This window comes from Nonomuraea sp. IBHARD001 (genome assembly GCF_056106265.1).
This window is the reverse complement of record NZ_JBWBBW010000002.1, coordinates 3,935,374-3,948,216: the sequence shown is the minus strand read 5'-3', so window position 1 is coordinate 3,948,216 and position 12,843 is coordinate 3,935,374. Positions and strand designations below refer to the sequence as shown.

Sequence of the window (12,843 nt, the reverse complement as noted above, 5' to 3'; positions counted from 1 at the left end):
AGGGTCAGGCGGCTGCCTTGGCCGTCAATGCGACGACCGCCTGACGGGTGACGCCGTTGACGGTGACGGCCACCGTGACCTGGCCCGACGGGCGCAGCGCGGTCAGGGTGCCGCTCGCCGGGTCCAGGACGGCGGCGTGCCACGGCCTGGCGGCGTGCCGGGGGCCGACGAACAGGTTGGGCGAGCCCGACCAGTCGGCCGAGACCGGGTAGGCGACGGGGACCGTGCGCCCGGCCTGCTTGACGGACGCGCCGACCTGGGCACTGCGGCCGGTGGCCAGCGTCGCGGGCGCGGTGAGGGTCAGCTCGTCGACATGCGGCCGTACCTGGGCGCCGATCCAGCTCGGCGCGTCCACGAACCAGTTGCGCCGCACGTGCGCCGCCTCTCGCTCGGTGACCGGGTCGACGCCCCAGAGCGTCCAGCCGGTGAAGCCGCCGTCGTCGGCCGCCGTGGCCGGGTTCTTGCCCGAGTTCCCGTTGACGAAGTACGGCACGGCGTCGACGCGCGAGGCGTGGAAGGTGCCGACGTGCGAGCCGACATAGGCCGCGCCCTTGCCGGTGGCCCGCTGGAAGTCGGCCAGCCAGCCTTCGACCAGCGCGGCCTCCTTGCGGTCGCCGAGCTGGCTGCCCTTCTCCGGCGTGGGGTCGCGCGGCGGCACGTGGAACAGCACGACGACCGAGCCGATCTTCGGATCGCGCGCCGCCTCGTCGAGCTCGGCGCGCAGGGTGGCGACCTGCTCGAAGCCGCCGCCACGCAGGTTCAGCCTGGAGGTGTCGAGGGTGACGAACCTGGTGCCCTTGTGGTCGAACACCCGTGAGGTCTCGCCGAACACGGCACGGAAGTTGTCGATCCTGCCGCCCATCACCTCGTGGTTGCCCGGCACGTAGGTGTAGGGCAGCTCCCCCTTGAGCTCCTCGTCCAGAATGCGCTTGGCCAGCGCGAAGTCCTCGGGCGAGGCCTCGTCGACGAAGTCACCGTTGATCACCACGAAGTCGGGCCCGGCCGCCTTGATCTCACGCAGCGTACGGCGGGCGTTGCGCACGATGTCGCTGTCGGGCGCACGCGCCACGAACTGGGCGTCGGAGATGACCGCGAAACGCCACGGCGCCTTGGCCACGGCCTCGCCCGAGGCCACGACCGGATCGGCGATCTTGGCCGCGGCGGGCGGCTGCACCGAGGGCGGCACCTTGGCGACCAGGCCGTCGATGGTCAGCGTGTTGGTGTAGGCGGCGTCGGCCCTGGTCTCGGCGACGTAGAAGCGCCGCAGCTTGAGCGGGTAGGCCACGCCGGGCGGCACGGTGAAGTCGACGAACGTCCAGCCCTGCTGGGTGAGATGCGCGCCGCGCAGGATGAGCGACTGGCCCTGGGCGTCGTAGAACTCCAGGCTCGGCCATTCGCCCTTGCCCGTCGACTCCACCCACAGGCCGAACGCCTGCGGCTGGCCGGCGACCGCGATCTGGGCGGGCGGGCTGGCGTAGGCGGCGCGGGTGGCGCTCGACTGGGTGAAGTCGTAGGCGAGCTTGAGCCCGCCGCCGCTGCGGCCCGGCCCGGCGGCGAGCGAGCCGGTGGCGCGGGCCGAGGCGAACGTCCAGGAGGCGGCGTTCTCGAAGTCGGCGACACCGACGTCCTCGTAGCCGACCGTGACCGGCACGACCGTCCTGTACGCGCCGACCTGGACGGTGACCAGCGCCGAGCCGAGCGGCCTGTCGGCCTTGACGGTGAAGAAGCCGTGCTCGGCGGGTGTGACGGTGAGCAGGTCGTCGTCGTAGCCGAGCTTGACGTCGGCGGGCTCGATCGGCGCGGAGTTGCCGTTGCGGTCGTAGCCCACGACGCCGAAGGAGCCGGTGGCGTCGGCCCCGGCCAGGCCGACCCGGTCGACGGTCGCGCCGAGGCGGGTCAGCGGCTGCAGCACGGTCAGGTCGAGTTCGCCCTTGGCGCTGCCCTTGGCGGCCACGACCTTGGTCTGGCCGGGCAGCAGCGCCCTGAAGACGTCGCGGGCGACGTAGCCGTGCACGGCCTGGGTGGAGCGCCAGTTCGGCTCGCCCTTGGCCGGGCCGTAGGTCTCGTCGTACCCGGCGGCGCTGAGCTTCCTGGTCAGGCCGGGGAAGACGCGGTCCGGCCGGCCGCCGCGCACGGGGCCGACGCCCGGCGCCTTGGCCGGGTCGGAGGCGGTCTCCACCCAGAAGCCCTTGAGCTTGCCGCTGCCCTGCGGCGCGTACAGGGCGATGCCGTTGGGCACGGGCCGCTCGGAGCCGTCGGAGGGCTGGTTCTCCAGCTGGACCCGCGCCGAGCCCGGCTCGCGGGCCAGCAGCGTGGAGGAGCCGCCGCCGTCGAGGTTGAGCGCGTCGGCCGCGCCGAGTTCGGCCATCAGCGCGGCCATCTCGCCGAGTGTGACGCCCCTGCTGTCGCTCTGCCTGCCGTCGACCGTGACGAGGTACATCTTGCGGCCGTCGGCGGAGAAGCCGACACCGGTGCGCGGGTGCGCGGCCGGGTCGTCGAAGGTCTGGGCGACGCCGTTCCTGACCAGTACGGCGCTGCCGCCGATCGCGGTGCGGGGCGCGGCGCCGCCGTCGCCCGCCTTGGGCCGGTAGGTCAGGTCGATCCGGTCGCCGCTCTTCAGCGCGGCGAGCTTGGCGGCTCCCGCGTCACGTCCGAGCAGGACCGAGACGCCTGCGGGGATCGGGCCTGAGCCCGCGCCGCGCCGTACCTCGGTGACGACGCCGCCGGTGACGAGGACCTCGGTGAGCTCGGTGGCGGTGCCGACGATCTTGGCGCGGTCGTAGGAGCCCCACAGCGAGGTGTAGAGGCCGACGCCGCCCGCGTCCAGGAGCTGGTTGAAGGCGCTGAGCGCGATGGGCGTGCCGCCCTGCGGGGTGGCCGTGCCCTCGAAGTGCATGGAGACGATCCGGCCGACGCCGCTCGCGTCGACGGCCGCGGCCTGGTGCCAGCCGCCGGTCGGCGACTGGACGAGCTCGCCGTCCTTGACGCCGACGCCGAGCGCCGCGCCCGAGCGGTTGATGTCGAAGAAGTCGCCGTTGACGGCGGCGACGGCCCTGGCGCGACCGGCCGGGCCGGACAGCGCCTCGGTCCTGGTGACCTCGCCCGAGTTGAGGTACCCGGCGGTGACACCACCGGTCAGGTCGGCCGCGACGGCGTCGGCGCGCAGCCATCCGGCGGCGTCGTAGCGGTCGAAGGAGGTGAGCGTGACTCCCGGCGCGAGCGGCCGTGAGGTGGTCGCGGTCTGCAGGTGCTTGGCCGTCGGCGCCACCAGGAGGGTGGAGTCGGCCTGGTAGGAGGAGGCGCTGGGCGCGTCCTCCACGAGCGGTGCTGGAGCGGGGGGCGGGTCGGCCATGGCCGGCCCCGTCACGCCGAGGGCGAGGAGCGGGGCCAGCGCGGCGGCGGCCGCGATTCGGTGACTAGATCGCACGTAGTCGACTAAATCGTGTCTCGGTAGTATTTTTCAAGATTCTTCGTTAACTGAAGGAAAACTTCACCCCGTGATGCTGGGCCGCCCGTTCTCCACGTGCCCGGCCAGCCGCCGGACGAAGCCCGGGTCCTCGGCGCAGGTGATCTTCAGGTCGTACCAGCCGTGCGCCTGCTCGATCGGCCGCACGACCTGACGGTACTGCCAGGCGGGCAGCGTCAGGCGTTCCGCCTCGCCCGCATGGGCCAGGGACTCGACCGTCAGCGTGAGACGCCGCTCGCCGAGGTTGACGATCTCCACCCTGACCTTGCGGGGATCGAGGTCGAGCACCACATTGACCTGCACCTTCGCCGCCTTGCCGGAAAGCGATCCGGCGAACTCGCGCCTGAACCCGTTGGGCCCGGTCAGCACCAGGTCGTAGCGCCCCTCCTTGATCGGCACACTCCGCGCGAGCACCCCCCGCACATCCAGGTGCAACGGCGTCGCGAACTCCCCCGCGTACGGGTACAACGTCATGTGCGCGCTGGCCGCCCCCGTGTTGGCCGCGCTCACCTCCAGGTTCGGCCCGAGGATGCGCGCCCAGCCGTTGAGCTGGTACGGCAGCGGCCTGGCCGGGCGCGTGCCCGGCTCCTGCTCAGGCATGCGCTGCTCGGCGGGAGGCGCGGGCTTCCAGCGCCCGGAGAAGGCGGGCACGGGGCCGGGCCGCGCCGGAACCGGACGGGGACCGCCGCCGGAGAAGTCGAACGCCGAGGTGAGGTCGCCCGCGACCGTCCTGCGCCAGGGGGTGATGTCGGGGAAGCGCACGCCGAGCCAGGTCTCCAGGAAGCGCACGGTCGAGCTGTGGTCGAAGATCTGCGAGCAGGTGTACCCGCCGACCGTCCACGGCGACACGATCGTCATCGGCACGCGGATGCCCAGGCCGATCGGCTTGCCGTTGTACCAGTCGTCGACCTGGTCGGCGGGCGGCAGCGGGGGCGGCACGTGGTCGAAGAAGCCGTCGTTCTCGTCGTAGGTGATGAACAGCGCGGTGGAGTTCCACACCTCGGGGGTGGAGGCGATGGCGTCCAGGATGTCGTAGGTGATGCGCGCGCTCTGGATCGGCGAGGAGGCGCTGGGGTGCTCGGAGTCGGCGGCCGACGGCACGATGTAGCTGACGGCGGGCAGCGTGCCCGCCTCGACGTCGGCGCGGAAGGCCGAGGCCAGCGTCTTGGCCGGCACCCGGCGCAGCGCCCGGTCGAACAGCGCGCGCTCGTGCTCGCTCAGCGTCGCCACGCCCTGCTCCAGCCGGTCGAGCAGCTCCTTGCGACGGGTCTCGTTCGCGCCTCTGACGGCGGCGTAGAAGGCGTCCATGCTCTTGAAGTCGCCCTGCAGAGCCTTGCGCGCGATCTGGCGGAAGGTGGCGAAGAACTCCAGGTTGTTGTCCTGGTAGTTGTCCCATTCGTGGTAGACCCGCCAGGTGTGCCCGGCGGCCTGGAGGATCTCGCCCGCATTGCCCCAGGAGTAGCCCGCGTGGGTGTTCTCGCTGTAGGCGGCGTTGTCGATGGCCCGCTTGGTGGTGCCGGGCTCGTATCCGGTGTGGCCGCTGACGTGGTAGTTGCGGTTCGGGCTGGTGGAGGAGAGCACCGAGCAGTGGTAGGCGTCGCACACGGTGAAGGCGTCGGCCAGTTCGTACTGCAGCGGGATGTCCTCGCGCCCGTAGTAGGTCATGGTCGCGGGCGACTTGGCCGGGATCCAGCCGTTGTGCCAGCCCATGGCCGCGGCGGCCTGACCGTCGTTCCAGCCGTGGGCCAGGGCCGAGATCCACTGCAGGTCCTTGCCGACCAGCCCGGCGGCCTCCCGTACGGGGAAGGGCAGCACCCGGCCGGTGCCCTGCGGTTGCTCGAACACCGAGCCGCCGCCCGGCAGCCTGATCGCATTGCGGTCGCCGAACCCGCGCACGCCGCGCATCGCGCCGAAGTAGTGGTCGAACGAGCGGTTCTCCTGCATGAGGAAGACGACGTGCTTGATCGCCGACAGGCCGCCCCGGGGGACGGACATGGCCATCGCCCTGTGCACGGAGGGCGGCAGCAGCGAGGCGGCTGCCGTGGCGCCCGCGAGGGTGAGAAATCGACGACGAGTGGATCCAGCGGACATGTGATGCCTTTCAGGGTCTTTCTTAGACGGACCGCATCGTCCCGCCACAAAGAAGACAGACCCTGATCATCAGATGTCCGCAGGATGACCCCGGCAGGGCGACCCGCCTACCTGCCCGCCCGCTTCCAGGCCGGTTTGCGCATCACGTCACCGCGCTCCAGCAGGTACGAGAGCCGCCACGCCGCCGCCTTGACCGTCTCGTCCAGGCGGCGGCGCCTGGACGCCGGGGCCGTGCTCCACTGTTCGAGCACCAGGGCCAGCTCTTCGGCCACCTCGCCCACCACACGGTGCCTGGTGCCGAACGCATACAGATCGGCGTGCACGGCGTCGACGAGCTCCTCGTCCACCGCCGCCGTCAGCGGTCGTACCCGGCGCAGCAGTTCGGCGTCGCGGCCCGAGCCGGTCGCCTCCTTGCGCCGCTCGGCGGGCGCGCCCACCAGCGACCTGATCCTGGCGACCGCCAGCGTGCGCTCCGACTGCGGTGTGGCCGGGTGCTCGGCGAGATCGAGCAACCGGCGCAGGGACTCCTGCGTCTTTTCGTCAAACATAGACCTCGCAGGATATGCGCCGCGGGAGAGCGGGCGCAGACCCCCCGGCCGCACCCGCTCCCCCGCGTCCCTCACGCCTTCGCGTACCTGCTGGCCGGCCTGGGCAGCCCGAGCAGGCCGCGCAGCGTGTCGGCCTCGTAGGCACGCCGGAAGGCGCCTCGGGCCTGCAGGGCGGGGACCACTCCCCTGGTGATGGCCTCCAGGTCGTCGGGCAGCACGCCCGGCCGCAGCCGGAAGCCGGTCAGGCCCGACGCCCGCCAGGTCAGCAGCAGGTCGGCCAGTTGCTCGGGGGTCCCGGTGAAGATGGGGGCGTCCGAGACCAGCTCGGCGCCGTCCTGGGCGTCGAGCTCCTCCTTGCGCGCCTTGGCCGCGGCGGGATCGGCGTCGAGGAAGACGACGAGATCGGCGAAGACGTGCCCCTCGCCCGGGATCCGTTCGATGATCTCGGCGGCCTCCTCGGGCGAGTGCGGCGTGACATAGGTGACGTCGGCCGACGGCCCCGCGAAGTCGTAGGACAACTGGCCGTGCGCGAGCGCCGTGACGACCGGCTGGCCCTGCGGCGGGCGCGGGGTGATGGAGGGGCCGCGCACGCTGAAGAAGGGGCCGGAGAAGTCGATGTAGTGGAGCTTGTCCCTGTCGATGAAACGGCCGGTGGCGGCGTCGCGGATCTCGGCGCCGTCCTCCCAGCTGTCCCAGAGCCTGCGGACGACCTCCACCACGTCGGCCGCCTCGGCGAACAACTTGTGGACGTGCTCGCCGGACAGGTCGATCGGCTCGTCGGGGAAGCTCCTGCGCCCGAAGTGCCCCGCCTCGGCGGGCCTGCCCGACAGCTGCGCGCGCCATCCGGCCCGGCCGAGGCTGATGTGGTCGAGGGTGGCCAGGCCGATCGCCACGTGGAAGGGCTCGGTGTGCGTGGTGGTGACGGTCGGGACCAGGCCGATGCTCGTGGTGATCGGCGCGAGCCGAGAGGCGACGAGCACGGCGTCGAAACGGCCTCTGACCTGGTCGAGACGGCCGTCGAGGTCGAAGGGGCGCGAGGACTGCAGGCCGAGGCCGTCCTCGATGGTGAGGAAGTCGAGCAGGCCGCTCTCGGCCTCGGTCGCCAGCGCGGCCCAGTACCGCGCGTCGAACACGCGCTGACCTGAACGCCAGGCCGCCGGGTGCCATCCGGCGCCTTCGAGGGCGACCGCCAGGTGCAGGGGCGGCCGCCCCGAGGCCGAGGACGGCGTGGGGAAGGGCATGGGAGCCTCCAAACGGGAGAGGACGACAGGTCAGGGGCGGACGCGGGCCCAGTCGATGGGAACCGTGGTGGGCTGGGGTGCGCCGAGACCGAGGTGCTCGCGCAGGGTGGCGCCCGTGTACTCGGTGCGGTACACACCGCGCTCCTGCAGCAGCGGGATCACCTGGTCGACGAAGTCGTCGAGCCCGGTGGGGGTCAGGTGCGGGGCGAGGATGAAGCCGTCGCTCGCCTCGGTCTGCACGAACTCGTCGATCCTGGCCGCCACCGAAGCGGGCGTGCCGACGAACGACTGCCTGCCGGTCACCTCGATGATCAGCTCGCGGATCGTCAGCGCCTTCTCCTCGGCCAGCGCACGCCACTTGGCCGCCACCGCGATCCGGTCCGGGATCGGCACACGTCCCTCGGAGACGCCCTCGCCCGGGTCCGGCTCGACGTCGGGCAGCGGGCCCTCGGGGTCGTAGGCGGACAGGTCGCGGCCCCACACCTGTTCGAGGGTGGCGATGGCGGTCTGCGGGCTGACCTGCTGCCTGCGGATCTCGGCCGCGCGCTCGACGGCGTCCTGCTCGGTGTCGCCCAGGACGAATCCGGCCCCGGGCAGGATCTTGAGCTGCTCGTGCGTCCGGCCGTACCTGGCCAGTCTGCCCTTGACGTCGGCGTAGAAGCGGCGACCGCCCTCCAGGGTGTTGTGGATGGTGAAGATGACGTCGGCGGTGGCGGCGGCGAACTCGCGGCCCTCGTCGGAGTCGCCCGCCTGGATGATCACAGGGTGGCCCTGCGGGGCGCGTGGCACGTTGAAGTGGCCCGTGACGTCGAAGTGCTGCCCCGAGTGCTCGAACGGCCGGATGCCGCCCTCGCGGACGAACGAGCCCTGCGGCGCCGCCAGCGCGTCCGGCGTCCAGGTGTCCCACAGCGTGCGGACGAGCTGCACGCACTCGGCGGCCCTGGTGTAGCGGTCGGCGCGTTCGAGGAAGCCGCCGCGCCTGAAGTTCATCCCGGTGAAGGCGTCGGAGGTGGTGACGACGTTCCAGGCGGCCCGGCCGTCGCTGAGGTGGTCCAGGCTGGCCACGCGGCGGGCGATCTCGTACGGTTCGTTGAAGGTGGCGCTGACGGTGGCGGCCAGGCCCAGGCGGTCGGTGACGGCGGCCAGCGCGGCCAGCACGGTCAGCGACTCCGGCCTGCCGACGACGTCCAGGTCGTAGATCTGGCCCTTGAGCTCGCGCAGGCGCAGCCCTTCGGCCAGGAAGAAGAAGTCGAACTTGCCGCGTTCGGCGGTGCGCGCCAGGTGCGCGAAGGAGGAGAAGTCGATCTGACTGCCCGATCGGGGGTCGTGCCAGACCGTGGTGTTGTTCACTCCGGGAAAGTGCGCGGCCAGGTGCACCTGCCGCAAGGGTCGCTCCGCCATGCCCGTCTCCCCATACCTCGGCCCTAAAACCTATTTTAAGGGTAGGAAAAGAAGGAATTAGTGTCAACGGGTGTGCGACGTAGAGTCGGCACATGAGCAACATGGAGCGCGACCCCCAGGAGACGCGCTGCGCCGTCCGCGAGCCTGAGGGCCCGCAGCTTGAGCTCCTGTCCGGGCACCAGGTCGCACTCGGCGGCCCGCGCGGCATGACCGTCACCCGCACCCTGCCCACGCGCGGCCGCCGCATGGTCGCCGCCTGGTGCTTCGTCGACCACTACGGCCCCGAGCGCACCGCCATGCGCGTGCCCCCGCACCCGCACACCGGCCTGCAGACCGTGAGCTGGCTGGTCGAGGGCGAGGTCATGCACCACGACAGCCTCGGCAACGCCCAGCCGGTACGGCCGGGCGGGCTCAACCTCATGACCGCGGGGCGCGGCATCTCGCACTCGGAGGAGTCGCGGCCTGGCGGCCTCCTGCACGGCGCCCAGCTCTGGGTGGCACTGCCCCACGAGCGCCGCAACGACCCGCCCGCGTTCGAGCACCACGACGACCTGCCCGTCTTCGGCCTGGACGGCGCCCAGGTCACGGTGCTGCTCGGCGAGTTCCACTCCGCGCGCTCGCCCGCGCGCACCTACTCCGAACTCGTCGGGGCCGAGATCGTCCTGCCCGGCAACCCCGTGGACACGCCGCTGCGCGAACACCACGAGTACGCGGTGCTCGCACTGTCGGGCGAGGTCACGGTCGGCGGCACGACCGTGACGCCCGGCGGCATGGCCTACCTGGGCATGGGCCGCGCGAGCATCGTGCTGCGGGGGCCCGGCCGCGTGCTGCTGCTCGGCGGCCCGCCGTTGGAGGAGGAGCTCGTCATGTGGTGGAACTTCGTCGGCCGCTCGCACGAGGAGATCCTCGCCTTCAGGAAGGAGTGGGAGGAGGGCTCGGCGTTCGGCGAGGTCGTCGGCTTCGACGGCCCCCGGCTGGCCGCGCCCCCGATGCCGACCACGCCGCTCCGGCCCAGGGGCCGCCTGCCCCGGTGACGCGGGGCTCCCGCGAGGCGCACCGCCACGCGGGCCACGAACGGGCCGGTCGCGGGAGCACGCCGATCCCACGACCGGCCACCACCTCTGGGGCGCCGCCGGGCCGAACAAGATTCCACTTCGCGGATCGCCCGGTTCGCCGCACTATGGGGGGATGGATCTTGAAGCTCTGCAACGTGATCCCTACCCCCTCTACGCGAGCGCCAGAGCCGCGCGGGGACTCACCTTCGTCCCCGCGCTCGACGCCTGGCTGGTCAGCCGCTACGCCGACGTGCGCGAGGTGCTCGGCAGGCCGGAGGACTACTCCTCGGCCGGGTCGCTGCGGCCCGACGTCATGCCGGGACAGGCGGCGCTCGCCGTGCTCGCCCAGGGGATCGGCGGGTCGCCCACCGTGGTCACCTCCGACGGCGCCGCGCACCAGCGCTATCGCAGGCCGCTGGTGCGCGGGCTGTCGGCGGCCAGGGTCGCCGCGGCCGTGCCGTACATCACCGAGCGGGCGCGTGCGCTCGTGGACGGGTTCGCGGGCGACGGCGCTGTGGAGTGGATGGCGGGGTTCGCGCGGCGGCTGCCCGGCGAGGTCGTAGGGCGGGTGCTCGGGTTCGACGACGCGGACGTGCCGCTGGCGATCAGCGGGAGCTACAGCGCCGAACACCTGATCTTCAGGGAGCTGCCCGAGGACGAGCAGCTCGCCAAGGCCCGCGAGGTGGTCGCGCTGCAGCACATGCTCGACGGCTATGTCAGGAAACGGCATGCCGAACCCACCGGCGACCTCACCTCCGAACTCGTACGCGGCCTCGCGCCCGACGACGGCGAGCTGACCAGGCCCCAGCGCGACGAGCTGGTCTCCAACCTGCAGAACCTGCTGCTCGCCGGGCACCTGACGACCAGCGCCCTGCTCGGCACCAGCCTGCTGCACCTGCTCACCCATCGCGAGCAGTGGCACCTGCTGTGCGCCAGGCCCGAGCTCATCCCGGCCGCCATCGACGAGGTCGTCCGCTACGACACCGCCGTGCAGGGCTTCCGCCGTACGGTCACCAGGCCCGTGACGCTCTCGGGCACCGACCTGCCCGCGGGGGCGACGCTGTTCGTGGCCTACGGCTCGGCCGGGCGCGACGAGAGGCGATGGAGCGAGGCGGCCACGTTCGACATCACCCGCGAGGCGGCCAGGAGCCTCGGGTTCGGGCACGGCGTGCACGGCTGCCCCGGCTCCCACCTGGGCCGCGAGCAGGTGCGCATCACACTGGAACTGCTCACGCTGCGCCTGCCCGGCCTGCGCCTGGCCGATGCGGACACCTCGATGCTCGCGACGCTCATCCACCGTTCACCTGAGTCGCTGCGCCTGATCTGGTGAAGGTACGGGAAGATGGCCTCTATGCATGGAGATATTCGAGACACCACTGAATGGGCGGCGCTGGCGGCGCACTTCGCCGCCATCGAGCACGAGCACCTGCGCGACCTGCTGTCCGGCGACCCCGGGCGCGGCGAGCGCATGGCCGTGACGGCGGGCGATCTGTACCTCGACTACTCCAAGCACCGCGCCACCGACGAGACCTTCCGGCTGCTGGTCGCGCTCGCTGAGAAGGCCGGGGTGCGCGAGCGGATCGCCGCGATGTTCGCGGGCGAGCACATCAATGTCAGCGAGGACCGCGCGGTCCTGCACGTCGCCCTGCGCGCACCGCGCAGCCTGCCGCTGCGCGTCGACGGCCAGGACGTCACCGGCGACGTGCACCACGTGCTCACCCGGATGGCCGCCTTCGCCCACGAGGTACGCACCCACCGCTGGCTCGGCCACACCGGCCAGCCGATCGCCACCGTCGTCAACATCGGCATCGGCGGCTCCGACCTCGGCCCGGCGATGGCCTACGAGGCACTGGCCGACTATGCCGACGCCGGCATCTCGTGCAGGTTCGTCTCCAATGTCGACCCCGCCGACCTCCTGGGCAAACTGCGTGGTCTCGACCCGGCGACCACCCTGTTCATCGTCGCCTCCAAGACGTTCGGCACCCAGGAGACGCTGACCAACGCCAAGGTGGCGCGCCAGTGGCTGATCGACGGGCTCGGCGGCGACGACAAGGCGGTGGCCAGGCACTTCGCCGCCGTCTCGACCAACGCCGAGCGCGTGGCCGCCTTCGGCATCGACACCGACAACATGTTCGGCTTCTGGGACTGGGTCGGCGGGCGCTACTCCTTCGACGGGGCAATCGGCCTGTCGCTGATGATCGCGATCGGCGGCGAGGCGTTCGGCGACATGCTGGCCGGGTTCCACGAGATCGACGAGCACTTCCGGACCGCGCCGTTCGAGCGCAACATGCCGGTGCTGCTCGGCCTGCTCGGCATCTGGTACAACAACTTCTTCGGCGCCGAGACCAGGGCCGTGCTGCCCTACAGCCAGCGTCTGTCGCGCCTGCCCGCCTACCTGCAGCAGCTCACGATGGAGAGCAACGGCAAGTCGGTGCGCGAGGACGGCTCCCCCGTCTCGGTCAAGACCGGCGAGATCTTCTGGGGCGAGCCGGGCACCAACGGCCAGCACGCCTTCTACCAGCTCCTGCACCAGGGCACCCGTCTGGTGCCCGCCGACTTCATCGGCTTCGCCGAGCCCTACGCCGACGTCGAGGGCATGCACGACCTGCTCATGTCCAACATGCTCGCCCAGACCTCCGTGCTGGCACTCGGCCGCACGGCCGAGCAGATCGCCGCCGAAGGCGTCGACCCCGCGCTCGTCCCGCACAAGGTCATGCCCGGCAACCGCCCCACCTCGACCATCCTCGCGCCGAAGCTCACCCCTTCGACACTCGGCCAGCTCGTCGCCCTGTACGAGCACGCCACGTTCGTCGAGGGCGTCGTGTGGGGCATCGACTCCTTCGACCAGTGGGGCGTCGAACTCGGCAAGGTCATGGCCAGCCACCTGGCCCCCGCCCTGACCTCCCCCGAACCCCCCACCGACCTCCCCGACCCGTCGACGGCCGCCCTCGTGGCCCGCTACCGCACACTGCGCGGCCGCTGACCCGGGCCCGGCCCTCATCCGCCGCGGACCCGGCGTTGTGCCTGGGCGTGCCCTTCCC

8 protein-coding genes are annotated in these 12,843 nt (G+C 71.9%); 3 read left to right on the top strand and 5 right to left on the bottom strand.

Translation table 11 applies throughout. The features are described 5' to 3' along the window. Window positions 1–4 precede the first annotated feature (4 nt). The 5 genes from ACTWNK_RS20045 to ACTWNK_RS20025 form a co-directional block, all read right to left on the bottom strand. A complete protein-coding gene (locus ACTWNK_RS20045; protein ID WP_474305894.1) occupies window positions 5–3,427 on the bottom strand; it encodes a phosphodiester glycosidase family protein in 3,423 nt (1,140 codons plus the stop codon). A gap of 63 nt (window positions 3,428–3,490) precedes the next feature. Continuing rightward, window positions 3,491–5,557 (bottom strand): phosphocholine-specific phospholipase C, encoded by a 2,067-nt coding sequence (locus ACTWNK_RS20040; protein WP_474305893.1) that lies wholly within the window; start codon window positions 5,555–5,557, stop codon window positions 3,491–3,493. Window positions 5,558–5,664: 107 nt separating this feature from the next. Continuing rightward, complete coding sequence (locus ACTWNK_RS20035; RefSeq protein WP_474305892.1) at window positions 5,665–6,105, bottom strand: hypothetical protein; 441 nt, start codon at window positions 6,103–6,105, stop codon at window positions 5,665–5,667. A 71-nt stretch (window positions 6,106–6,176) separates the two neighbouring features. Further along, a complete protein-coding gene (locus tag ACTWNK_RS20030) occupies window positions 6,177–7,346 on the bottom strand; it encodes an LLM class flavin-dependent oxidoreductase (protein WP_474305891.1) in 1,170 nt (389 codons plus the stop codon). A gap of 30 nt (window positions 7,347–7,376) precedes the next feature. Continuing rightward, the gene (locus tag ACTWNK_RS20025) at window positions 7,377–8,747 is read right to left on the bottom strand and encodes an NtaA/DmoA family FMN-dependent monooxygenase (protein ID WP_474305890.1); all 1,371 of its coding nucleotides are present in this window, start codon (window positions 8,745–8,747) and stop codon (window positions 7,377–7,379) included. Window positions 8,748–8,839: 92 nt separating this feature from the next. Between ACTWNK_RS20025 and ACTWNK_RS20020 the strand changes: the two genes are divergently transcribed. The 3 genes from ACTWNK_RS20020 to pgi all read left to right on the top strand — a co-directional run bounded on the left by ACTWNK_RS20020 (window position 8,840) and on the right by pgi (window position 12,785). Continuing rightward, window positions 8,840–9,781, top strand: coding sequence for a pirin family protein (locus tag ACTWNK_RS20020; RefSeq protein ID WP_474305889.1), 942 nt, complete (start codon window positions 8,840–8,842; stop codon window positions 9,779–9,781). A 154-nt stretch (window positions 9,782–9,935) separates the two neighbouring features. Next, window positions 9,936–11,132, top strand: coding sequence for a cytochrome P450 (locus ACTWNK_RS20015; RefSeq protein ID WP_474305888.1), 1,197 nt, complete (start codon window positions 9,936–9,938; stop codon window positions 11,130–11,132). A gap of 12 nt (window positions 11,133–11,144) precedes the next feature. Further along, window positions 11,145–12,785: a glucose-6-phosphate isomerase gene (pgi, locus tag ACTWNK_RS20010; protein WP_474305887.1), complete on the top strand. Its 1,641-nt coding sequence runs from the start codon at window positions 11,145–11,147 to the stop codon at window positions 12,783–12,785. Window positions 12,786–12,843: the final 58 nt, after the last annotated feature.

What these genes read in the sequence shown, in the direction of transcription:
- ACTWNK_RS20020 (WP_474305889.1), top strand. Translation starts at nt 8,840, where the DNA reads ATGAGCAACATGGAGCGCGACCCCCAGGAGACGCGCTGCGCCGTCCGC.
- ACTWNK_RS20040 (WP_474305893.1), bottom strand. Translation starts at nt 5,557, where the DNA reads ATGTCCGCTGGATCCACTCGTCGTCGATTTCTCACCCTCGCGGGCGCC.
- ACTWNK_RS20035 (WP_474305892.1), bottom strand. Translation starts at nt 6,105, where the DNA reads ATGTTTGACGAAAAGACGCAGGAGTCCCTGCGCCGGTTGCTCGATCTC.
- ACTWNK_RS20030 (WP_474305891.1), bottom strand. Translation starts at nt 7,346, where the DNA reads ATGCCCTTCCCCACGCCGTCCTCGGCCTCGGGGCGGCCGCCCCTGCAC.
- ACTWNK_RS20025 (WP_474305890.1), bottom strand. Translation starts at nt 8,747, where the DNA reads ATGGCGGAGCGACCCTTGCGGCAGGTGCACCTGGCCGCGCACTTTCCC.
- ACTWNK_RS20015 (WP_474305888.1), top strand. Translation starts at nt 9,936, where the DNA reads ATGGATCTTGAAGCTCTGCAACGTGATCCCTACCCCCTCTACGCGAGC.
- pgi (WP_474305887.1), top strand. Translation starts at nt 11,145, where the DNA reads ATGGCCTCTATGCATGGAGATATTCGAGACACCACTGAATGGGCGGCG.